Annotated in this window: 21 protein-coding genes and 1 pseudogene; 12 read left to right on the forward strand and 10 right to left on the reverse strand. The window is 39.2% G+C overall.

Going from position 1 to position 21,999, the window contains the following annotated elements; genetic code table 11:
* Positions 1-103: 103 nt before the first annotated feature.
* Both AC4CU0_RS05460 and AC4CU0_RS05465 read left to right on the forward strand, forming a co-directional pair.
* Positions 104-505: pseudogene (locus AC4CU0_RS05460) on the forward strand (guanosine-3',5'-bis(diphosphate) 3'-pyrophosphohydrolase); the annotation flags it as partial.
* Between the two features lie 536 nt (positions 506-1,041).
* On the forward strand, positions 1,042-1,179 hold the full coding sequence (locus tag AC4CU0_RS05465) for a hypothetical protein (protein ID WP_180007655.1): 138 nt from the start codon (positions 1,042-1,044) through the stop codon (positions 1,177-1,179).
* A 28-nt stretch (positions 1,180-1,207) separates the two neighbouring features.
* On the opposite strand, the gene AC4CU0_RS05470 is transcribed toward AC4CU0_RS05465, so the two are convergent.
* Both AC4CU0_RS05470 and AC4CU0_RS05475 read right to left on the reverse strand, forming a co-directional pair.
* The gene (locus AC4CU0_RS05470) at positions 1,208-1,903 is read right to left on the reverse strand and encodes a pirin family protein (RefSeq protein WP_168379153.1); all 696 of its coding nucleotides are present in this window, start codon (positions 1,901-1,903) and stop codon (positions 1,208-1,210) included.
* A gap of 191 nt (positions 1,904-2,094) precedes the next feature.
* Complete coding sequence (locus tag AC4CU0_RS05475) at positions 2,095-3,315, reverse strand: L,D-transpeptidase family protein (RefSeq protein WP_180003208.1); 1,221 nt, start codon at positions 3,313-3,315, stop codon at positions 2,095-2,097.
* A gap of 205 nt (positions 3,316-3,520) precedes the next feature.
* Between AC4CU0_RS05475 and hemE the strand changes: the two genes are divergently transcribed.
* The 5 genes from hemE (at position 3,521) to AC4CU0_RS05500 (ending at position 9,511) form a co-directional block, all read left to right on the forward strand.
* A complete protein-coding gene (gene hemE, locus AC4CU0_RS05480) occupies positions 3,521-4,591 on the forward strand; it encodes a uroporphyrinogen decarboxylase (RefSeq protein ID WP_180132866.1) in 1,071 nt (356 codons plus the stop codon).
* Positions 4,592-4,631: 40 nt separating this feature from the next.
* Positions 4,632-5,423, forward strand: a complete 792-nt coding sequence (locus AC4CU0_RS05485; RefSeq protein ID WP_490743465.1) for a DUF817 domain-containing protein — start codon at positions 4,632-4,634, stop codon at positions 5,421-5,423.
* A gap of 150 nt (positions 5,424-5,573) precedes the next feature.
* Entirely contained in the window at positions 5,574-6,044 is a 471-nt protein-coding gene (locus AC4CU0_RS05490; protein WP_078190276.1) for a DUF3015 family protein, read from the forward strand.
* Between the two features lie 79 nt (positions 6,045-6,123).
* A complete protein-coding gene (locus AC4CU0_RS05495) occupies positions 6,124-8,028 on the forward strand; it encodes an Lnb N-terminal periplasmic domain-containing protein (protein WP_490742647.1) in 1,905 nt (634 codons plus the stop codon).
* Positions 8,029-8,134: 106 nt separating this feature from the next.
* On the forward strand, positions 8,135-9,511 hold the full coding sequence (locus tag AC4CU0_RS05500; RefSeq protein ID WP_490742648.1) for a diguanylate cyclase: 1,377 nt from the start codon (positions 8,135-8,137) through the stop codon (positions 9,509-9,511).
* Positions 9,512-9,591: 80 nt separating this feature from the next.
* On the opposite strand, the gene AC4CU0_RS05505 is transcribed toward AC4CU0_RS05500, so the two are convergent.
* The 7 genes from AC4CU0_RS05505 to AC4CU0_RS05535 form a co-directional block, all read right to left on the reverse strand.
* Complete coding sequence (locus AC4CU0_RS05505; protein WP_180003198.1) at positions 9,592-9,948, reverse strand: cupin domain-containing protein; 357 nt, start codon at positions 9,946-9,948, stop codon at positions 9,592-9,594.
* 118 nt (positions 9,949-10,066) lie between these two features.
* Complete coding sequence (folE, locus tag AC4CU0_RS05510) at positions 10,067-10,615, reverse strand: GTP cyclohydrolase I FolE (RefSeq protein WP_171525937.1); 549 nt, start codon at positions 10,613-10,615, stop codon at positions 10,067-10,069.
* A gap of 95 nt (positions 10,616-10,710) precedes the next feature.
* The gene (locus AC4CU0_RS05515) at positions 10,711-11,400 is read right to left on the reverse strand and encodes a Smr/MutS family protein (RefSeq protein ID WP_490742649.1); all 690 of its coding nucleotides are present in this window, start codon (positions 11,398-11,400) and stop codon (positions 10,711-10,713) included.
* Between the two features lie 111 nt (positions 11,401-11,511).
* Positions 11,512-12,495: an ankyrin repeat domain-containing protein gene (locus tag AC4CU0_RS05520; protein WP_490742650.1), complete on the reverse strand. Its 984-nt coding sequence runs from the start codon at positions 12,493-12,495 to the stop codon at positions 11,512-11,514.
* A 106-nt stretch (positions 12,496-12,601) separates the two neighbouring features.
* Positions 12,602-13,408, reverse strand: coding sequence for an indole-3-glycerol phosphate synthase TrpC (trpC, locus tag AC4CU0_RS05525; protein WP_490742651.1), 807 nt, complete (start codon positions 13,406-13,408; stop codon positions 12,602-12,604).
* A gap of 16 nt (positions 13,409-13,424) precedes the next feature.
* Positions 13,425-14,471, reverse strand: coding sequence for an anthranilate phosphoribosyltransferase (trpD, locus tag AC4CU0_RS05530; RefSeq protein WP_168379163.1), 1,047 nt, complete (start codon positions 14,469-14,471; stop codon positions 13,425-13,427).
* A gap of 18 nt (positions 14,472-14,489) precedes the next feature.
* Positions 14,490-15,083 (reverse strand): anthranilate synthase component II, encoded by a 594-nt coding sequence (locus AC4CU0_RS05535; RefSeq protein WP_490742652.1) that lies wholly within the window; start codon positions 15,081-15,083, stop codon positions 14,490-14,492.
* A gap of 889 nt (positions 15,084-15,972) precedes the next feature.
* On the opposite strand from AC4CU0_RS05535, the gene glnA reads away from it, so the two are divergent.
* Both glnA and AC4CU0_RS05545 read left to right on the forward strand, forming a co-directional pair.
* Complete coding sequence (glnA, locus tag AC4CU0_RS05540) at positions 15,973-17,388, forward strand: type I glutamate--ammonia ligase (RefSeq protein ID WP_171262625.1); 1,416 nt, start codon at positions 15,973-15,975, stop codon at positions 17,386-17,388.
* 96 nt (positions 17,389-17,484) lie between these two features.
* A complete protein-coding gene (locus tag AC4CU0_RS05545; protein ID WP_180007665.1) occupies positions 17,485-17,763 on the forward strand; it encodes a hypothetical protein in 279 nt (92 codons plus the stop codon).
* An 84-nt stretch (positions 17,764-17,847) separates the two neighbouring features.
* Here the strand turns inward: AC4CU0_RS05545 and AC4CU0_RS05550 are convergent, their stop codons facing one another.
* Complete coding sequence (locus AC4CU0_RS05550; protein ID WP_490742653.1) at positions 17,848-18,741, reverse strand: polysaccharide deacetylase family protein; 894 nt, start codon at positions 18,739-18,741, stop codon at positions 17,848-17,850.
* Positions 18,742-18,966: 225 nt separating this feature from the next.
* Here AC4CU0_RS05550 and AC4CU0_RS05555 point away from each other — a divergent pair, with 225 nt between their 5' ends.
* The 3 genes from AC4CU0_RS05555 (at position 18,967) to AC4CU0_RS05565 (ending at position 21,939) form a co-directional block, all read left to right on the forward strand.
* A complete protein-coding gene (locus tag AC4CU0_RS05555) occupies positions 18,967-19,452 on the forward strand; it encodes a chorismate--pyruvate lyase family protein (protein ID WP_490742654.1) in 486 nt (161 codons plus the stop codon).
* Positions 19,453-19,474: 22 nt separating this feature from the next.
* On the forward strand, positions 19,475-20,356 hold the full coding sequence (gene ubiA, locus AC4CU0_RS05560) for a 4-hydroxybenzoate octaprenyltransferase (RefSeq protein ID WP_490742655.1): 882 nt from the start codon (positions 19,475-19,477) through the stop codon (positions 20,354-20,356).
* Between the two features lie 122 nt (positions 20,357-20,478).
* Positions 20,479-21,939, forward strand: a complete 1,461-nt coding sequence (locus AC4CU0_RS05565; protein ID WP_180175766.1) for an alpha/beta hydrolase family protein — start codon at positions 20,479-20,481, stop codon at positions 21,937-21,939.
* The last annotated feature ends 60 nt before the right edge of the window (positions 21,940-21,999 follow it).

The following is a 21,999-nucleotide window of genomic DNA, read 5'->3' on the forward strand; positions in this document are numbered from 1 at the left end:
GTCAATCTGTGTCGTTCGAGTAGCGCTTAGAGTTACAAATATCTGTATTCATTGGTTAATATGATGGAGAAAAATAAAAAAGACCACGAAGGGGAGATTCTTTATTTCAACTTTAGAAAATGCGATTTCTTTGGCGACTGAACGCCATTTCGGACAAGTCGATAAAGCGGGACAAGCCTATATTCAACATCCACTTCGTGTGATGCAAAATGTGCAACATCCCGACGCTAAAATCGTCGCTGTATTACATGACATTTTAGAAGATACAGAGACAACGACGGATGAGCTTCATGCTTTAGGTTTTCAAGCCCATATTATCGACGCAATACAGGCACTAACTAAAACAACAGGTGAGAACCGATTTCAAGCGGCGCAGCGTACTGCTAAAAATGCAATAGCGTGTGAAGTAAAACTCAGTGATTTACACGACAATATGGATTTGTCTCGCTTAACTTCGGTCACAGTAAAAGATAAACGTCGGTATCAACAATATGTAAAAGTTAAACATAGATTAGAGTGTGCTCGGAGCGTCCATTTACATCTGATCAATTTAAATCTAACAACAGATTATCCGAGATTTCAATTTCAAAGTTCACAGCAAAATTTTCAATATCTTCTCAATACGATGTTTGATCTAGAGCATTCATTAGGTGGCGTTCAGATTGGAAGTCCACAGGAATGGTGGATTTTATTTGAAGATGTCAGCGCATATTTTGCATATTGCCAAAGAAAGGGAGTAGTTCCCAAGCAGGCAACATTCTTAGATTTAATTTTAACCACAGATGGGGACTATTTCGGGGGCATTTTTCAAACTGAACAAGATCGGCAATTATTTGCCTCTATGTTTTGCGTCTTTATGCAAAATCATTTTTATCGCGTGGAAACCGAAGGTTGATTAGATAGATTGCATCAGCAATAGAATAAAATCACCTTTGATTGATGAATTTTATCTAGATAATTAGATGCTGAGTGTCATTTAAGAATATCTCGAAATGCGTGATTTCGAGACGTTTAAAGTGATTCCATCCATTGACATCTCCAATGAAACATGTGGCCATGCTTGCTGAACCTTATGCCTCAATCCTACATGGCATCATGGTGACTGCGGGATTTATCATTCCAACTTTGGTGTTGATGTGGTTGTATAAACGCAGTGAACGCCTGAGACAAACTGTATAAAAAAGCCCTCACATTTGAGGGCTTTTAATTATTTAACTTCGGGTAAATCAAACCAAATCACTTGAGCATCTTCAAGCGCTTCAATTTGGCTATCTTCTAAGAACGCAATTGCACCACCAGCTTCAACTTTATGTTCAGCAATTTGCACTGAACCTGAAATAACATGGATATAGTTGATATGCTGCGTTGCATGGATATCTAAAGATTGACCTTTCGTCAAAAATGCAGATTTAACTTCCGCTTGCTGGCGAATATGCATAGCTGCATTGTCATTTGGACCGACAATTAAATGCCATTGGTTGGGTTGATCGCGTGGATCACATTTAATTTGTTGATAGGTCGGTTCAGCATCACGTTCATTTGGAACGATCCAAATTTGTAGTAAATGCACATCTTCATCACCTTGGTTCATTTCGCTATGACGCACACCTGTACCTGCGCTCATGAGCTGCCATTCACCCGCAGAAATGCCACCATGGTTGCCCATACTGTCTTTATGCGTAATGGTGCCTTTTAACACACAGGTCAAAATTTCCATGTTGTCATGTGGGTGTTGACCAAAACCTTCATGTGCTGCAATTAAGTCATCATTAATTACACGAAGCGCACTAACGCCCATGTATTTCGGGTCATACCAGTTACCAAAAGAGAAGCTGTGTTTAGACTCAAGCCAGCCCATTTTTACGTGACCACGGTTTTCACTTGGATGTAAAAAAGCATTCATGGCATTCATCCTTATCTTAATTATTGAACATGTACCTATTTTAAGATTGAACTAAATTGGGATATATAGTTTTTTAGCGACAATTCATCCTATTTTTGCAACGATCATTCAGTATAGAGTCTTTTGTTATGCATGGATCCAAAGCTATAAAAAAGCCTGCATCAAGCAGGCTTTTTTAAATATGACTAAAATTATTCTAAGAATTTAACAGTCACACCAGATTTCACTTTCTTACCTAAGTCATTTGCATCCCAGTTGGTCAAACGAATACAACCGTGTGATGCAGTTTTAGAGATAGCAGATGGGTTCGGTGTACCGTGAATACCAAATGATTTTTTGCTCAAGCCAATCCAGATATTACCGACAGGGCCATTTGGACCAGGTGGTAATGAAAGTGGTTTTTTGTTGTTGCCTTGCACAAAGTTAGACGGTGAGTAGCTGTACCATGGGTTTGGTGCAACACCTGTGACTTTGTATGTGCCTGTAGGCGATGGAGTATCTGAACTACCAATCGTTGCAGGGAATGAACCGATCATTTGGTTGCGGCTATTAAACAAGTAAAGTTGTTTCGCGCCTTTATGTGCAACGATCAGGTGAATATCTTCAGGAACTTCGTTACGAATATTCGCAACTAAGATTTTTTCACCAGCTTTTTTAAATGTCGCTTTTGGATTCAACTTTTTCAAAAAGTCTTCGTCCATGTGGAATTTTTCACCCAACATTTCAGTCACACGTGTGTAGTACAAGCCTTTCATTTTTGCTTGTAATGCATAGTCGTGTGGAATTGATGCTGCATAAGGACCTTTCAAGTCTGCATCAGTCAACGTGTATTCAATGAATGCAGGTTTAGAACCTTGTTTTGCAATCAATGCATCCCAAGTTTCTTTGGTTAAAGTTCCTGTAGGTTTCAACCCATTCATTTGTTGGAATGAAGCGATCGCCTTTAGGGTATTTTTACCACTGGTCCCATCAATTGCACCCGGTGAAGCATGAGCATTATTGAGCATGACATGCGCACGTGCATAAACAGGGAATTGACCTTTACCAATGTTGTCATACCACTGAGCATTATTTAGGTCATTTAAACCCCAAGCAACTTTGGCAGCAGGTGAAGTTGATGTTGGAGTTGTAGCAGTCGCTGTAGCAGGTGCAGCACCGATGTCGGCTTTAACATCTTCTGATTGTTGCAAGCTGTCTAAAGTTTGCGATGCTTGGTTCAGATCTTCTTGTTCTTGAGCGCTAATCTGGCTAGTTGCAGATGAAGCTTCAGTCGCTAACGGATCAATGGGATCCTGAACTGCAACATTAGTCACTTTTTTTGGCGTTAATGGTTGTTCAGCAGTAGATGCGGCAATAGCTGTACCAGCAAATATGCAACTTAGGCTCAGTGCGAGCATGGTGCGAACGAACATGTAATTCAACCTTAAGAATTATTCATTTACTGTGTATTAAAAACTGGCTAAGTATTACAGAAAAAAAGTGGAGATGCAGTAGTTGTTTTGTGTAAATATCATTTTTGGCACTCAACATGATCGGTTTTTAAATGCTTGAGAAGTTATTATATTTACAACCTTTTTGATATGATGATGCGAATATCGAATTAAGTTGGGAAAGTGAATGACGACCTTAAAAAATGATCGTTTCTTGCGTGCCTTATTACGTGAACCGGTAGATGCAACTCCGGTTTGGATGATGCGTCAGGCTGGCCGTTATTTACCAGAGTATCGTGAAACACGTGCCAAAGCAGGTGATTTCCTATCCCTTTGTAAAAATACAGAATTTGCTTGTGAAGTTACTTTACAACCTTTGCGTCGTTATGACTTAGACGCAGCCATTTTATTTTCAGACATTTTGACTGTACCTGATGCGTTGGGTTTGGGACTGTATTTTGAAGCAGGTGAAGGTCCGAAGTTTCATAAAACTGTACGTACCGAACAAGATGTACTGAATTTACCTAAGTTTAATGCCAAATCTGACCTAGATTATGTCATGAATGCAGTGACTACGATTCGTTCAGCGTTGGGCGGACAAGTTCCTTTGATTGGTTTCTCAGGCAGTCCTTGGACACTGGCAACCTATATGGTGGAAGGAGGTTCAAGCAAAGATTTTCGTTTTACGAAACAAATGATGTATGCACAACCTGAAGTGCTGCATGCCTTATTAGACCGTTTGGCTGTGGCGGTGACTGAATATCTCAATGCGCAGATTGATGCAGGTGCGCAAGCCGTACAAATCTTTGATAGTTGGGGTGGGGCATTAGCACACCGTGAATACATTGAATTTTCACTAAACTACATGCAAAAAATCGTGGCAGGTTTACAGCGTGAAAAGGATGGACGCAAAGTTCCTGTGATTTTGTTTACCAAAGGTGGTGGTCAATGGTTAGAGCCAATGATTGCAACGGGTGCAGATGCTTTTGGTTTAGATTGGACTACGCCATTAAATGTAGCACGTCAAACAATCGCAGGCCGTGCAGCTTTGCAAGGTAACTTAGACCCAGCAACATTGTATGGTTCGCCTGAAGCAATCGCGAAAGCGACGCGTGCCATGCTAGATGATGCATATGCCAACGGTGAAAAAACTGGTTATGTGGCGAACTTAGGTCATGGTATTACTCAGTGGGTAGATCCAGCCAATCCGAAAGCCTTTATTGATACGGTACATGAATATAGTGCCAAGTATTTATAAGGCTTCAGGAAAATAGGTTTAGGATTCAACCGTGGTCAAGATAATAAAATCATGTTTTGAGTTCTCTTATAAGGCAGCTTCGGCTGCCTTATTTGGGATATTACTGCTGATCGCTTTTGCATTAACTGCAGCAATGGGAAGTCAGGAATATTTTGGCTTTTTCCGTTATGATTATTTATTGTTTTATGCACTGATTATTCAAGTGTGTTTACTCTACCTGAAACTCGAGTCTTGGGCGGAAGCCAAAGTCATAGCACTGTTTCATATCCTTGCAATGGGGATGGAAATATTTCTGACCCATCCACAAATTGCCTCATGGCAATATCCGCAGCCTGCGGTTTTTAAACTGCTGACTGTGCCATTGTTTGCAGGTTTCATGTATTCGGCGGTGGGGAGTTTCTTTGCACGTTCGCTACGTCTATATCAAGTGTCGTTCAGTAACTTACCGCGTTTTTGCAATATGCTGTGCTTAGCCGTTTTGTCATATCTTAATTTTATGACCAAATTTTTTGTGCCAGATATTCGTATGCTTTTGTTTGCTTGGAGTGTGGTGATCTTTTGGAAAACCAAGCTCAGTTTTCAATTACAAAATCATGTGATTCAGTTGCCCATGTTACCAGTACTGTTGATTTTGGCATTCTTGATTTGGATCGCAGAAAATATCAGTACTTTCTATCAAATTTGGTTATATCCAAGTCAGGTCGATGCATGGCATATGGTCGGTTGGGGGAAACTCGGTTCTTGGTATTTGTTGCTATTACTCAGTCTGGTTTTAGTGCTCAAAATCCTTGGAAAACGTGATGAAAATGGTACTTGGTTGCTCAAAAAATAGTGAAAAAGAACGTATTATTTTTAGCCCAAAGTTTTAGATGAAAATGTTTTGCCTTATCTGAAAGATCAAGTTAATCTACAGGTGTGTAATCAAAATTACACATGTTTTAATAATTAAAAACAATGGAATAAAATTCCCTGGAGAAGTGCTATGTTAAAAAAATTAGCTTTAGTTGCAGTCGTTGCACTAGGTTCTACAGCTGCTTTTGCTGACCGTGACGTAGGTTGTGGTGTTGGTTCTCAAGTTTGGGCTGGTCAATCAGGTAAAATTCCTAAAATTTTAGCTGCGACTACCAACGGTATTTTTACTAACCAGTTACTTGGTATTACCTTTGGTACTTTAGGTTGTAGCGGTACAGGTACAGTAACTGCTCAAGCGGTAACATTTACCAATGAAAATGCTGAATCACTTGCTCGTGATATGGCAGTTGGTCAAGGCGAGAGCCTGAATGTATTGGCTGAGCTTTTAAACATTCAATCAACAGATAAAGCACGTTTCTTTGCTGTGTCTAAAGCAAATTTTGCTGAAATCTATTCAGCTGAAAACCAGTCTTCTCTACAAGTACTTGCTTCATTACAAAGCGTAATGGCGAAAGATGAAGTACTTAAAGCATACGTTTAATCGATGCTTTCAAAACCCTGTCTCTTGGCAGGGTTTTTTATTATCTAAAATATATAAAAATGGATTTGAATATAACTGAATGAAATCAATTGCTTTATTTTGTACCTTTATGATTCCGAGCATCTTATATGCTCAGCAAGTTGTAGATCCAAACCTCTCTAAAACCGTAGAGCTACAGCGATATATTGAACTTGCACAATCAAAAAAACTGTCTGAACACATCAGTTGGCAACGACTTTTATATACAGATCATAAAGGACAAAGTGAAGTTGCCTATACAGGTTATTTTTTAGCTGAAAATGGCCGCCAAAGTGCTCAAGCTGAATTAGAGGCAGATGTCGCTGCACTGTTTCAACCCGCCGAACCTAATCAAGCCTTTCGTTGTCGTTTCCCTGCGCGTAGTCAGTGGCTGATGCAAGAATTATCCATCCGTTCAGAGCAGTTACCAGTGGTGAGTTGCCCTGAGTTTGATGAATGGTTTGGGAAAATTAAGCCGTATAAAGCGACATTAATTTACGCCACAGACTTTATGGGTAATCCAAGTTCTATGTTTGGACATACCTTATTGCGTCTCGATCCGAAAGATCAAAAAGAGCTAAATTTGGTGTCCTATGCCATTAACTATGCAGCGACAGTTGCAGGTGAAGATAACTGGTCTTATGCATGGAAAGGTTTAACAGGGCAATATCCCGGTGAATATTCCTTGATGCCCTACTACCGTAAAGTGAAAGAATATGGTGATTTTGAAAGTCGTGATTTGTGGGAATATGAGCTAGCACTAACCGAACAAGAAACCAGTTATTTGGTTAAACATATTTGGGAAATGCAAAATGTAAGTTTTCCCTATTATTTCGCCAGTGATAACTGTGCATATCGATTATTGGGCTTAATGGATTTGGTTCGCCCGACACTGAATTTAACCGAAAAATTTAAAGTTGCTTCCATTCCCGTTGAGACGATCAAAGCGATCAATGATGAACAACTGATTCGAGCAGCGGTTTATCGTCCTGCATTAGAAACGCAGCTTTTGTCACAAGCGCAGCAACATGGATATCGTTTAGCACGCGAAGCGCATAAACTCGCTGAAATTAAACCTGAGAACATGTCTACAGCACTCGCTCAGTTTAATGAAGTAGAGCAAGCGAAAATATTAGAAATGGCGTATGACCATCTGTATTTATTGCTGATTGGTCGAAAGGTGAGTGCGGAAGAAACGCAGCCTAAATTGCGTCAAATCTTGGCCTTACGTAGCCAATCTTCACAACCCAAACAACGGACTGAACCTAAGCAGCCAAGTCTAGATCCAGTCAATGGACATCATGCGCGAAATTTTTCAGCCGCAGTAGGCGAAGTTCAAGGTGAAAAGTATATCGAACTTGGTCATCGTCAGGCTTATCATGATTTGATCGATCCGCAAGGTGGCTTTCGGATTGGTACGCAGTTGATGTTTTGGGATGGCTCGATCCAATATCGAGACGACCAATTCAAACTCAATCATTTTGATTTTTTATCAGTCAATTCTTACAACCCGATCACGCCATTTAAAACACCACTAACTTGGGGTTTTAATTTTGGCTGGCAGCAAGTGTCTGTAGATGCAGGTCAATTTAGTGAAACGAAACAACATGGTGTTGCTGAATTAAAAGCGCAATCCGGTTATAGCTGGGCTAATCAAGAACGTACGCATTTGTGTTATGTACAGTCTCAAATGCAGGTGCAGGGCGGTAAGTCACTAGATGATGGATGGCGAGTGGGCCTTGGGCCGACACTGGGTTGCCAAAATATTTGGTCAGAAAAATTCAATAGTTTGGTTCAAGCAGAGCTTCCGTATTGGCAAGATGCACATCAATGGAATCTGAAACTCGATGCTGAATTACAATATATCGTTAACCAGCAAAATGCTTTAAGACTAGGATACGAATACCAGCAACAAGATGATCAAGATTGGAATAAATTGAAATTGAGTTATGTATTTTTCTATTAATTTTTAAGATAGATAAAATGTGAAATATCAAATAAATTTGTTTTTTTATGTAAGTAAAGCAAGGTATGATTGCTAGCTTTGTAATCGCTGTGGTTTGTGTCACCGAATGAATCAAGAATGTATTACAGGTCTAAGTCAGACTTGGAAAGATATTTGTGATCAATATACTGAAAATGAACATCTTGCAGCTTTGCAATTTATCCAGAAGCATGTTGAGCATTTAGTTACTGTTTTTTATGAACAAATGTCGAGAGAGCCAGAGTCAGCTGAATTTTTTAAAGACGATATCATTCAAAAAAGGCTCATCGACACTTTAAGAAAATGGTTGTTAGAAACGTTTAATGTCGCACTGAATGGTGAATTTGAAAGCTCAGTCAAAAGACAGCAGAAAGTTGGAATGGTACACGCGCGTGTTGGTATTCCGTCATGGTTCATCATGCGTGGTGTACGTGAAATAGAACGTAAAATATTTGAAATTTTAGAGTTAAACCAAACGCAAAATATTCTCCATATGTGCAGTTATATTGTACAAATTATGGGGTTCAGCACAGAAATTATGTGCCGCTCTTATGAGATCAATACAGAAAAAAACCAAGAAACAAAACACAATTATCGCTTATTTTCAGCGATGCAAGATGTAGCAGTGCATAAAGATAAACAACGGGGTTCATTGCTCGACTGGGAAAATGAACTGATGTTTAAAATCTTTTCGGGCAATGTTGGTTTTTATCATCCCTTATTTTCAAAATCAGAGTTTGGGCTATGGTTCATTCATAAAGCGGCATATGCTTTTTCTGGTTCAGATCAGGTTCAACTGATTATTGACCGAATTTATGAAGTGGATCAATTAACCCAGCAAACGATGCAGATGACGGAAAAAGATCAGCTGCAACAGTTGATTCAACAGATTCGTGAATTGAACCGTGAAATTCAGCATTTAGTCGATCAACTATTTCAAGTGGCTGAATATATTGAGTCAGGCAATGATTCTTTGACGCAACTCCTAAACCGTCGTTATCTTAGTACTATTATTTCACGTGAAATTACTTTTGCACGTCAAAATGAAACGCATTTGTCTTTGCTAGCCTTTGACGCGGATTACTTTAAAATGATCAATGATAAGTTTGGTCATGCGGCAGGTGATCTTGCACTGAAATTTATTGCCGAAGCTTTGCAGCGTTACAGCCAAGGTAGCGATTATGCATTCCGTATTGGTGGCGAAGAGTTCTTGTTACTCTTGGTGGACACTAATGTAAACCGTGCGATGAAAATTGCAGAAAATATTCGCCAATATATTGAAAAGGGCTTGATCCGAACGGCACAAGGTCAGCAATTTAGTTTTACCGTAAGTATTGGTTGTGTACAGTATGATGGTCATCCTGACTATCAGCGTTTTTTAGATGCCGCAGATCATGCCTTATACGCAGCAAAAAATAATGGTCGAAACTGTATTCAAGTCACAAAGCATTTGTCGTATATCTAATTCATTCTGAGAATAAAAAACTCCCTTATGTGGGAGTTTTTTTATGGGTAAAGAAGTTTAATGGCGAGATGTGCCGTAATTTAAACTTCGACAACTACATAGTATTTTTTGACGGCTTCGACAACTTCAAACTTGCCCTGAAAAGATGGGGGAATAATGCCCGCATGGCCAGCGGAAACCTCGATATATCCACCTTGTTGATCATGAATACGTACTAAACCTTCAAGGATTGTAAAAAATTCTTGTTTATTGGGTGCAAAGACAATATTCCATGCGCCAATTTCACATTGCCAAATCCCGCAGTCCATATTGGGGTGTACATACAGGCTTGCAGTTTCACGTTTAGGATTGCCCTGAACCAAACGGTCTGGGCGAGGGAAGTCTATGCTGTGTTTGGCTTGTGCTAAACCCTGACCGGCAATATATACATCTGACATGATTCATCCTGAAAATAGTGCTTTGCTATCAAAGCAAACGATTTGCGATATTAAAACACAAATAAAAAAAGCCTCAAAAGTTTGAGGCTTTTTTAAAGAGCTGACGCTGAATGTTCTATTAATAGCTTTCAGGCACAGCACTTAAGAATTCACGGCGTTCTTCTTTATTGGTTTTAAAGTCACCGACAAAAGAAACGGTACGGGTTGTAGACTCTTGTTTACCTACACCACGCATCATCATACACATGTGAGCTGAATCAATCACCACAGCAACACCACGTGCACCAGTCACTTCAGCCACAGCTTCAGCGATCTGCTGAGTGAGATTTTCCTGAATTTGTAAGCGACGGGCAAACATTTCTGTAATACGTGCGAATTTTGATAAACCTAAAACATTGCCTTCTGGGAGATAAGCAATATGTACACGGCCATAAAAAGGCAATAAATGGTGCTCACACAAAGAATAGAATTCAATATTCTTAACCAAGACCATTTCACGGTTACCGGATGGGAAAACCGCATTGTTGGTCACTTCTTCAAGTGTCTGGCTATAACCAGAAGTAAGATATGAAAAAGCTTTAGCAGCACGCATAGGCGTATCTTTAAGACCTGGGCGATTCAGATCTTCACCAACGGCAGTTAGGATATTTGCGTAGGATTGCTGCATAGACATAAGACGTGTTCACTTACACTGAGAGATTGAACAAGGACGGCATTGTAGCAGAAAACTATTACAATGCCTTCTTTTGGAGTTAAATCCGATTATTGTTTAAACTGTGGGTTCTTTTCTGCACGTTTAAGCAGAACCAGTACAGCACCTGTACCGCCTTGTTTTTCTGGGGCGCTCACAAATGCCAATACGTCACGGTGTTGACGTAACCAACTATTTACATAAGTTTTTAAAATTGCTTCTGGCCCTTTGCCATGCACAATTTTAATGACGTTTTGATTGTCATCTTTCGCCATTTGAATGATTTGCAGCACAGCCGAACGAGCTTCTTCTACAGTGCAACCGTGTAAGTCGACTGCTTCGAACCAACGTAGATTACCGGCTTTTAAATCTTCAAAAACTTTATGCTGTAAGGTTGCAATGCGATAGCTTAAGGCCGCTTGACTGGCAACAGGGTTGAGCATCGCTTGCGTATCAGAAAGTAATGCATCATCTGTTTCCATAGGACTAATTGCAGCAGCACGTTTAGCCAACGTTTGCGCATCAGGTTTTTTACGACCCACTTTTTCCATTTTTGCAGTATTTCCTGCATTCATTTTTTGAACACCTTGCATTTGCTTTTGGAAAAGCGCGAAGTCTTCTTCCTGCTCTTGTTCAACAGTCTTTGGCGTTGGCTCAGGCTGTTTAGCAATCGTAGAGGAATGTGGATTCGTAATTTGCTTTTTAAAAGATTTCAGTAGGTTGTACTGATCTTTTGAAAGCGAAGAATCGTGTTTGCTCATAATGAAAAAACGGGAAATATATAAAAATTTAGAGCAATTATAGCCTTAAATGGCACTGATTTGAACTGGAAAGACTTTATATAAAGAAGATCTCTTAATTCATTACAAGTCCTATTTGGGCTTCAAAGTTGAATTAATTAATTTAATAACTTTTTTATTTTTATATTGTTCTGCAAGAGCTAATGCTGATTGTTCTTCATTAAATTTAGAAATACACACGATTTCGGTTGAAGCGCCTTTTTCAAGTAAATAAGAAATTATCTGATATTGATTTAGGCGAATAGCTTTACCTAATGGGGAGCATCTAGTGAAATAATATGTTTGTGGTTGAACTTCATCTACTACAAGTTCATTTATTTTTCTCAGCTTCATTTTTTTGATGAAAGAAATATCTGTGTGCTCGATAGCCGCCATAATTAAGGTGGTATCATAAAATTCATTGTTTTCACCAAAATTTAAATATTCAAGATACAAATTTTTGGCTTTTTTATAATTATCAATATCATTTTTCTGTGTCAGGTTCTTTATCGCATTTTGGAAAAAATCATTCATATCATCAAAATCATTTATTGCTGCATGGAACATGAATATATTTATTAAATATGGCTCATTAGCTAAATTCTTTTTCAATAAATGAGGGTTATCTTTATAAAAAATCTGTTCAAAATGATTTAATTTTTCCATGGTAAAAGGGTGAGATTTAATATTGATTGGTTTTGCTAAGGAATTTTTATGTCCTTTAGAAATAGAAAAATAGGTTGAATTTTCAATATTCTTGTTTTTAGTATTGATTGAGAAATTAATGACTATTGGTAAGCCTTGATAACTAATGATTTCAATTTGATTCTTATTGAAAACATAATTTTTGCCCTTTAGCACGTTAGTATTTATATTTGGAAAAATTTGATTTAGGTCAATCTGCGCAGCAATGATGCCTTCGGGCATAGTGGAAATATTAAAGTAGAGGATATGATTTTGGTCAATATGATACGGTGAGCCAGTATACAGAGTTATATTTTTTGCCCAACTTATCTGGTGTAGTGAAACCAAGATTAATGAAATGAATAGAAGAGTAGAAGAAATATTCGACTTCATTATTTTTAATTCTCAATTGAATAAAAATTATAAAAAGGATGTGTAATGTTTTTAATATGGATGCAAAAGAGAAAAAGGGTGAGCGAACTCACCCTACATATTTCATTTATATTTTATCAGGCACACCAAACAGCTCCTTAAACGCCTGATCAGGGCGAGGTTGTTTCATAAAGCTTTCACCTACCAAGAAGGCATGAATGTCATGTTCCTGCATCATTGCGACATCAGTAGGTGTTGCAATACCGCTTTCTGTTACAAGTAGGCGAGAAGGCTCAAGTAACTTTTTCAAACGTAAAGATGTATTTAAATCCACATCAAATGTTTTTAAATTACGGTTATTCACACCCAACAAGCAACGATCTGAAAGTTTTAAAGCACGTTCCAGCTCATCTTCATCATGCACTTCAACCAATACATCTAAGTTATGCTCAAAAGCTGTTTTAGACATTTCTTCCAATTGCTGATCTGATAAACAAGCCACAATTAAAAGAATACAGTCAGCATGTAATGCACGTGCTTCAATCACACCATAAGGGTCAATCAAAAAGTCTTTGCGCAGGGCTGGCAAGTTACAGTGCGAACGTGCGATCTGAATGTTTTCATCAGCACCTTGGAAAAAATCGACATCAGTTAATACAGATAAACATGCCGCACCTGCGTCTTGATATTGCTGTGCAATTTCAGCAGGGTTGAAGTTTTCACGAATAATGCCTTTAGACGGAGATGCCTTTTTAATCTCAGCAATGACACCAGGACGTTTAGAGCCGAGGTTTTGTGCAAAACCTCGAACGGGTGTAGCTGCTTGAGCTAGCTCTTCGACATCTTTATAGCTACGTTGTTTAAGACGGGCTGCAAATTCTTCTTTTTTACGTTCAACAATTTTACCCAAAATTGTATTGGCGATATCTACCATGATCTGTGTCCTAATCTTAAGCTTCGTATTCTTTTAAAGTTTTCGTAAATTCAGACAAAATGCCCATTTTTTCTAAGGCTTGACCGCCATAGATAATGTCATGTGCTAATGCAACACCTTGTTTATAGCTTTTGGTTAAGCCTGAAACATAAATGCCTGCACCTGCATTTAGGGCAATCATATTCGCGGCTTTATCACCGAGAGCAGATTTATTTTTACCTAAAGCATCTTTGATCAATTTCAGACTTTCCGCAGCACTATCTACAGATAGACCTGTTAAGGTTTGCGACTCGATATCTACAGCTTCAGGTTGAATTTCCCATTCAGTGACTTCGCCATCTTTGAGTTCAGCAACATAAGTACTTGATGCAAGGCTAATTTCATCTAAACCGTCTTTAGAATGCACCACCAAGACATGTTCTGCACCGAGCTGTTTTAAAACTTCAGCCATAGGACGACATAATTCTGTTGAGAAAACTCCAATCACAAAACGTTTTACGCCGGCCGGATTCGTAAGCGGGCCAAGTAGGTTGAAAATACTACGGAAGCCCAATTCTTTACGTGGACCAGCAGCATATTTCATGGCTTTATGATGATTAGGTGCAAAGAGGAAACCCACGCCCATTTCACGAATACAACGTTCAGTTTGCTGCATGTTCAGGTCAAGGTTAATTCCTGCCTGTTCTAAAAGATCAGAAGAGCCTGATTTTGATGAAACACCACGACCACCATGTTTAGCAATAGTTGCACCTGCTGCTGCAATGACAAAACTAGACGCAGTAGAGACGTTAAATAAGTTTTGACCATCTCCACCTGTACCAACGATATCCACCAAATGTGGCAGATCACTGACATCGATTTTGATCGCAAATTCACGCATTACACGTGCTGCGGCAGTGATTTCATCAATACTTTCACCTTTTTGGCGTAAGCCCATCATGAGTGCGCCAATTTGAGCATCGGTTGCTTCACCTTGCATGATGGTACGCATCACTTCTTCCATTTGAGGTTGAGTGAGTTCAATATTTTTCGTGATGTTATTTAAAGCTTGTTGAATATTCATAATATTTTTTGCACTCGATTAAGCGTAAATTTCTAAGAAGTTTTTAAAGATTTGATGGCCATGTTCACTGAGGATTGACTCAGGGTGAAACTGCACGCCTTCGACAGGCAATGTCTTATGTTTAACACCCATGATTTCTTCCATCGTGCCATCTTCCTCATTTTCCTCATTGGTCCAGCAGGTCACTTCTAAACATTCAGGCAATGTCGCTTGATCAATCACTAAAGAGTGATAACGCGTTGCGGCAAATGGAGAAGGGAGGTTGCTGAAAATGCCTTGATCGCTGTGATACATGTCAGATAAACGACCGTGCATCACTTTTTTAGCGCGAATAATATCGCCGCCAAAAGCTTGTCCTATGGCTTGGTGGCCTAAACACACACCCAGTAAAGGAATTTTTCCCGCAAAGTGTTGAATCGCAGGAATTGAAATACCTGCTTCACTTGGCGAACAAGGGCCAGGACCAATGACTAAATACTTCGGTTGCCATCGCTCGATATCTTCCAATGTCACGGCATCGTTACGTACAACTTTTACTTCCTGATTTAACTCGCCAAAATATTGGACGATGTTGTAGGTAAAAGAGTCATAATTGTCGATCATCAAAAGCATGAGCGTATTAACCTTTGAAATTTATGCACTTAACTGTGCTTTGAATAGTCCGAAATGATTCTAAATAGTTGTATATTGACCCAAATATCGTGTGGATATTTTTAATAGAAAAATAGTGAAATATTTAGAATGCAGCCAATCATAGCAAATATTATTCAATTTCTGCTGAACAATTTCGCCAAAGTTCATCGCAACTGAAATCATTTCAGCAAATTATCGACTTATAAATTTAGGATTTAAGTTGAACAAAGCAATCGGCTGAATTTAAGTGTTTAAAATGTGTTCAATTGATATTTTAAAAAGATCTGCTTGCTGTCGTTAAAAATATCAACTTAGGGTCAAAATGGAAAAATATGAACCGTTTTGAAGCAAAATCACCAAAATGGAGCACAATTAATGCAAAGGTAGACTGATTAAAATTAAAACAAAATGGTGAAATTTACTTCAAAAAAGAAGTGCTTTACGAGCTCAAAAAACCTAAATATCAATCATAAATATAGTTATCTCGCTGGTATTTTTTTCACCTATAACTAGCTAAACCATTAGTTTCTGTCGTATTTAAATTCGACCTTAAAGCTTGAATAAAATCCTAATAATTTTATCGTTGAAAGCGATTAATCATTTTGGTGCATACTGGTGCAAAACCAAGTTGCACTATTTTGATACACCTGCGAGAAGTTTTTAAACAAAAGTGATGAAGAGTGGCTGAATATGGTGCATTTACTGTTACACACAGTATAATAGTCGAAAAGCAAGGAGCTAAAATCTTCTATTCTGATAAGGAATTCAGTATTTTAGCTTAGCTTTTAAAAGTTGGTACGGTAATTGCTTAATAACTACCAACTACTAACACGCACTTCAGTGTGCACAAAAAAATCATCGGAGCAAAATGAGCATGGCGAACAAGGTCCTTCAACTCATCCAAGAAAGTGGCGCAAAATGGGTCGATTTTCGCTTTACTGATACTAAGGGTAAAGAACAACACGTAACTTACCCAGCAGATTCAATCGACGAAGATACGTTTGAAGATGGCAAAATGTTTGATGGTTCTTCAATTGCTGGTTGGAAAGGCATTGAAGCATCTGACATGATCTTACGTCCAGATGCAGAAACTGGTTTTATCGACCCGTTCTTTGCAGAAGCTACAGTTGTTGTGACTTGTGACGTTATCGAACCTTCAACTGGTCAAGGTTATGAACGTGACCCACGCTCTATTGCTCGCCGTGCGGAAGAATACCTAAAATCAACTGGTATCGGTGATACTGCTTTCTTTGGTCCAGAACCAGAATTCTTCGTTTTTGACGAAGTAAAATGGGACATCGATATGTCTGGCGCGCGCCACACATTAATCGCTGAAGAAGCTGCTTGGTCTACTGGTAAAGATTATGAAGCGGGTAACTCTGGTCACCGTCCACGTGTGAAAGGTGGTTACTTCCCAGTTCCTCCTGTAGATTCTTCACAAGATATGCGTGCAGATATGTGTGCAAAAATTGAAGACATCATGGGCCCAGGTCGTGTAGAAGTACATCACCACGAAGTTGCATCTTGCCAGCTTGAAATCGGTGTAAGCTTCAACACTATGGTTCGCAAAGCGGACGAAGTTCAACAGTTCAAATATGCGGTTTGGAACGTTGCTCACCAATATGCTAAAACTGCTACGTTTATGCCTAAACCAATGGTTGGTGATAACGGTTCAGGTATGCACGTTCACATGTCGATCTCTAAAGATGGCAAGAACTTGTTTGCTGGTGATGAATACGCTGGTCTTTCAGAAATGGCGTTGTACTTCATTGGTGGTGTGATCAAACACGCTCGTTCATTGAACGCAATCACAAACCCATCAACTAACTCGTACAAACGTTTAGTTCCACATTTCGAAGCACCGATTATGCTTGCTTACTCAGCACGTAACCGTTCAGCTTCTATCCGTATTCCTTACGTTTCTAGCCCTAAAGGCAAACGTATCGAAGCACGTTTCCCAGATCCAATGATGAACCCGTACTTAGGTTTCGCTGCGCTTCTTATGGCTGGTCTTGACGGTATTCAAAACAAGATCCACCCAGGTGAAGCTGCTGACAAGAACTTGTACGACCTTCCTCCTGAAGAAGAAGCTAAAATCCCTACAGTGGCTCATAGCTTAGATATGGCGCTTGAAGCTCTTGCAGCTGACCATGATTACCTTCTTAAAGGTGGCGTGTTCACTAAAGAAATGCTTGATGCTTACATCGAACTTAAAACTGAAGAAGTTCGTCGTCTTAACACGACAACTCACCCAGTTGAATTCGACATGTACTACAGCTTGTAATTCTGTACAGAATTTCACTGTAAAAAGACCCGCCTTGTGCGGGTTTTTTTATGAGATGGGTTAAGATAAAGCAAAGATTTGAATGAATATCTAAACATGGCAAAACCACGTAAAAAACATACCGGTTTTTTTCCTTGGATTGATCCAGCGGATCAAGCAAAGGGATTTAAACTCAACTTCTCAGAAGTGACTTATTTGGAAGTGGGACGGACCGTTGAAGGCTATAAACAGGCTCAATTTGTCGAACTGAAAAACCCAGAGCTAGCATTGGAATTTGATTACCCAGAAAGTTTTTATATTACGACCGAAGGGCTGGTTCTGATTAAAACGCCGCAAGGCAAGTTTGAAGCCATTGCCAAGACAGATAACTTTTAATTTAACACGATAATATTGAATTGAAAAAAATGACCTGCAACACAACAGGTCATTTTTATTGAATATCCAGTAATTTGCCAAACGTCATTGCAAACCATGCTGTTTTAAATTATCGATTTCATAAGGCGCATCTTCGGCGGGGTAGCGTAAGTTTTCTAATCCTTTGGTTTTGGCAATCGACCAAATCACACTTTCACCCGCAGGGATGTTTTGGCTGTGCTGCGTATATAAGGGATCTTGCAGGGCGTCTGCTGCTGAAATAAAAGTCCAGCCATGCTGCTGAAAAGCAGTAATGACATCCTTTAAAAATGCGGCATTAATAGCATTCACATGTAAAAGTAAAACATGCTGTGGCGAACGATTTATGGTGAGCTGGGCAAGTTGGTCATAATAATCTGCTCGGTGAAGCAGGTGAGCAATATATGCTTGTTTTAGTCGGTCTAATTTGTCCTGATCTTGCAGTTTGGCATAGTCGAGATATTTTCGGTTATAAAACCAGTCACTGGCATCGATACTCACACCGCCAATGCGGTATTGATGCTGCTCTAACCATTGATAGACAGCATCACGTTTTTCAGCGCTATTACCTTCTTTTAAAAATGGATAACGATAGATACGTGTGTAATTCGGCAGCGTTTTTAACACTGCATCCGCATGTTCAATGCTGTGCAGATAATCTTTTAATGTGACATTTTCTTTATTCAGATTTTGGTGCAGTGCACTATGATTGCCAATCAGATGGCCAGATTGTCCCCACGCTTGAATCAGTTGTTTACCTTGATAATCACCAATTTTAATCAGGCTCGGAAAAACAATACTTTTGATTTGTTGATCATGTAGCTGCTTTAAAATTTGGGCATTGATTTGTTCCGCTTGTGCGTTAAACGCTGGATTTAATCCATCATCAAAACTCAGCGCAAGAGATTTTGCTTGAGCCGCGATATTGGCACAAAGTAAAACAAGAAAAATAAAAAACATGTAGCGGGTTATATGGAAACATTATGCTTGTGTAATTCAGTTGTTATCCACGACATCATACTGTGTATGTGAGGTTTGTGTTGATTGCAAATGTAATGAAGTACTTAAGCCGTTTTAGTTTTGCTCATTTTAATCAAAACAAGCTATGGGTCATGAAAAACGATGTTGAGTTGGTTACACTAAGGATTCGCTATACTCAGCAAATGGTTATAAGGGAAATGAAATATGCAGCGTCAAGCATGCGAAATGCGGGATAAAAGAATGTCTCCTGAATTAAGAACATGGTTGTATGCTTCGGGTTCATTAACCCAACAATTAACAGATTTTGCCCAAGGTGCATTTAAAGTTGAGCCGAGTATTGAGCAATTTCAACGCATGACGCTTCAAGATGCACAGTGGCTGCAAATGCCAATACAGCACACAGCTTGGGTACGTGAAAGCTATTTATATGGCTGTGAAGCTGAGCCGTGGGTCAAGGCAAAAAGTATATTTCCAATACTTAGCATACAAGGGCGTGCACGGATATTTCAGCATATTGGTAAAAAACCCATCGGACATTTTTTATTTCAGCGTACCAATCCGAAGTGCGAGAGGCGTGTATTGTGGCTAGACGATGGTTGGACACGTCAGAGCTGTTATACTTGGCATGGTTGTAAATTTATTGTTCAGGAAACTTTTTTAGCGAGTTTTGAGCAATATTTGCAGAAATAACATTACAAGATGAAGGACAGTCATGGCCGTGGTGCAACAGATTACTTGGCAGCAGCGTTTGGAAGCTTATTACTATTTATGTCGCTTCGATAAGCCAATTGGCACGGAACTGGTTTTTTGGCCAACCATGTGGGCACTGTGGATTGCCAATCAAGGAACACCGCAATTCAGTATTTTGATTCCCATGATTTTGGGCACGATATTTATGCGTGCAGCAGGTTGTGCGATTAATGACTTTGCTGACCGTAAAGTCGATGGTGCTGTGGAAAGAACCAAACATCGTCCTTTAGCCACTGGAGTGATTAGTGCTAAAGAAGCCATATATGTGTTCTTGATCTTGGTGCTTGTTAGCGCATGTATGTTGTTCTTTTTACCGATAGAAACTTTTTATTGGTCCTTTGGTGCATTGTTTTTAGCGTTCATTTATCCCTTTATGAAACGCTACACGCATCTGCCACAAGTATTTTTAGGCGCGGCATTTTCATGGTCGATTCCTATGGCTTATACCGCTGTGGGGCAAACACCTGATTTGACTTGCTGGTTATTGTACTTTGGTAATTTGGCGTGGACCGTTGCATATGACACACAATATGCCATTACTGACCGTGAATATGATTTGAAAATTGGCGTGAAATCAACTGCGATTTTATTTGGTAAATATGATATAGAAATCATTTCTTTATTACAGGCGCTAAGCATTGTACTGATTGGTTCTGCGTTGTATTTAGAAGATCTCTTGATGCCATTTGGTTTAGTTGCAATGTTGGCTGTGGCTGCCGATTTTATTTACCAGTGGACTAAAACCAAAGGCCGTGATCCTCAGTTATGTTTTTGGGCGTTTCGCCATAACCGTTGGGTAGGGCTTATGATTTTTATTGGAATTTTCATGGCACTGACGCTTTAATGTCATTGATCTGAAACTGTTTAAAATGAGCTAAAGCATCCTATTCGGGTGCTTTTTTTTATGCATTAATAAAAAGGCATGTAGTTTCATGCTTAAAGAATAATGATTAAAAAGGATATTTTATGAAACGTTCAAAAATAGCATTAGCTCTGACAGTTGCAGTTTCTATGCTGTCTTTAACCGCGTGTAATGATGATGATAATGACTCATCATCTTCGAATCAAAAATCAACATTTGTTTCTGAAGCAAATTATGCTTTAGATACTGTAGACAATACATCGTCCATAAAAGTCATGACGTATAACATGACCAATGTGCAGGGGAAAGCAGCAACAGCAACGGCTTTAGTGTTGTTTCCAAAAGCTACTCAACCTAAAGATGGTTATCGTGTTGTGGTATGGGAGCATGGAACAGTCGGAGCTGGAGATGAATGTGCGCCAAGTAGAAATGTAATTCATCCACGTTTTAAAATTCTAGCTAACACGCTTATGGCGGCAGGTTATGTAATTGTGGCACCAGACTATGAGGGTTTAGGAACCAAGGGGGTTCATCCATACCTTAATTTATCGAGTGCGGCAAATTCGGCGCTTACTGCAGTTAAAGCGGCAAAAGAACATTATGGTAAGCAACTCAATGGTCAGTGGATGTCGATTGGTCAATCGCAAGGTGGTCATGCATCCTTAGGGACGGCGGAATTTGCGAATACCGATACTAATTATAAAGGTGCAGTAGCAGCCGCACCTGCGTCGAGTTTAGGCACGATTATTAAGATCTATTTAGATCCAAAACTAAATGTTGATGCAAATGGTCAACCTAAACCCCATGGATTGAATAGATTGGATGAACAGTTGGCACAAGTGCGTTATGCACTTAGTATGGGGCAGCTTTCGGAGGTTCAAGCACAGGCGTTAATTGATCAAATTGCAGATGGCTATGCTGAGCTTTTGGCATATGCAGCATTGACCAGTTCGGGTATTAAAGCCTATGAGCCAAATTATGATTTAAAAAATATCTTTACTGCAGATGCTGGTGTTATTGCAGAAAAAGCCTATGGACGTACAGGGGATGATGGTGCATGTTTAAGTTATGCCGATCCGAATAGTGCAAATGGTTTGCAAGAACAGTTTAAAGCAGCTGTGATTGAATTCTTAAAAGATCCAACGCATACGGTTTCACAGTATGGAATTGATTTGAATAAAATCGATACCGATCCTGTTGTTCAGAAATTTTTAAATGATAATCAACCAGCGACAAATGCAAGCGCTGATAAAGTGATTAAAGCACCTGTTTATATTATTCAAGGTGCAAATGATCAGGCAGTTATTCCTGTGGTTACGCAAGCGCTATTTGCAAATATGAAAACGCAAGCGACGAAGTATTTCCCAGATGCAAATTATGCTGAAGGTTATCAATTAGACATTGTGCCAAATGCAAGTCATACACAGGCAATTATCTGTAGAAATGCGCAAGCGGTCGAATTTATTCAAGCTAAAATGTCTGCAGGTACAGGTATTGTCTTAACCAATGAGCAAAAAGATGCAAGCCAAAGTCCACATTGTAAGGGGGTAGCTGCTTCAAGCTAAGTTTTTTCAATAATAAAAAAAGGAGCATGTCTCCTTTTTTTTGCATATTGAATTATTAAT

The sequence above is a fragment of the Acinetobacter sp. LipI_15 genome, from assembly GCF_058242865.1.

What these genes read in the sequence shown, in the direction of transcription:
- ubiA (WP_490742655.1), top strand. Translation starts at nt 19,475, where the DNA reads ATGGCCGTGGTGCAACAGATTACTTGGCAGCAGCGTTTGGAAGCTTAT.
- AC4CU0_RS05535 (WP_490742652.1), bottom strand. Translation starts at nt 15,083, where the DNA reads ATGCTTTTGATGATCGACAATTATGACTCTTTTACCTACAACATCGTC.
- AC4CU0_RS05520 (WP_490742650.1), bottom strand. Translation starts at nt 12,495, where the DNA reads ATGAAGTCGAATATTTCTTCTACTCTTCTATTCATTTCATTAATCTTG.
- AC4CU0_RS05515 (WP_490742649.1), bottom strand. Translation starts at nt 11,400, where the DNA reads ATGAGCAAACACGATTCTTCGCTTTCAAAAGATCAGTACAACCTACTG.
- AC4CU0_RS05495 (WP_490742647.1), top strand. Translation starts at nt 6,124, where the DNA reads ATGAAATCAATTGCTTTATTTTGTACCTTTATGATTCCGAGCATCTTA.
- hemE (WP_180132866.1), top strand. Translation starts at nt 3,521, where the DNA reads ATGACGACCTTAAAAAATGATCGTTTCTTGCGTGCCTTATTACGTGAA.
- AC4CU0_RS05550 (WP_490742653.1), bottom strand. Translation starts at nt 18,741, where the DNA reads ATGTTTTTTATTTTTCTTGTTTTACTTTGTGCCAATATCGCGGCTCAA.
- AC4CU0_RS05500 (WP_490742648.1), top strand. Translation starts at nt 8,135, where the DNA reads ATGAATCAAGAATGTATTACAGGTCTAAGTCAGACTTGGAAAGATATT.
- AC4CU0_RS05470 (WP_168379153.1), bottom strand. Translation starts at nt 1,903, where the DNA reads ATGAATGCTTTTTTACATCCAAGTGAAAACCGTGGTCACGTAAAAATG.
- AC4CU0_RS05545 (WP_180007665.1), top strand. Translation starts at nt 17,485, where the DNA reads ATGGCAAAACCACGTAAAAAACATACCGGTTTTTTTCCTTGGATTGAT.
- trpC (WP_490742651.1), bottom strand. Translation starts at nt 13,408, where the DNA reads ATGGTAGATATCGCCAATACAATTTTGGGTAAAATTGTTGAACGTAAA.
- AC4CU0_RS05555 (WP_490742654.1), top strand. Translation starts at nt 18,967, where the DNA reads ATGCAGCGTCAAGCATGCGAAATGCGGGATAAAAGAATGTCTCCTGAA.
- AC4CU0_RS05490 (WP_078190276.1), top strand. Translation starts at nt 5,574, where the DNA reads ATGTTAAAAAAATTAGCTTTAGTTGCAGTCGTTGCACTAGGTTCTACA.
- glnA (WP_171262625.1), top strand. Translation starts at nt 15,973, where the DNA reads ATGAGCATGGCGAACAAGGTCCTTCAACTCATCCAAGAAAGTGGCGCA.
- folE (WP_171525937.1), bottom strand. Translation starts at nt 10,615, where the DNA reads ATGCAGCAATCCTACGCAAATATCCTAACTGCCGTTGGTGAAGATCTG.
- AC4CU0_RS05465 (WP_180007655.1), top strand. Translation starts at nt 1,042, where the DNA reads ATGAAACATGTGGCCATGCTTGCTGAACCTTATGCCTCAATCCTACAT.
- AC4CU0_RS05505 (WP_180003198.1), bottom strand. Translation starts at nt 9,948, where the DNA reads ATGTCAGATGTATATATTGCCGGTCAGGGTTTAGCACAAGCCAAACAC.
- AC4CU0_RS05475 (WP_180003208.1), bottom strand. Translation starts at nt 3,315, where the DNA reads ATGTTCGTTCGCACCATGCTCGCACTGAGCCTAAGTTGCATATTTGCT.
- trpD (WP_168379163.1), bottom strand. Translation starts at nt 14,471, where the DNA reads ATGAATATTCAACAAGCTTTAAATAACATCACGAAAAATATTGAACTC.
- AC4CU0_RS05565 (WP_180175766.1), top strand. Translation starts at nt 20,479, where the DNA reads ATGAAACGTTCAAAAATAGCATTAGCTCTGACAGTTGCAGTTTCTATG.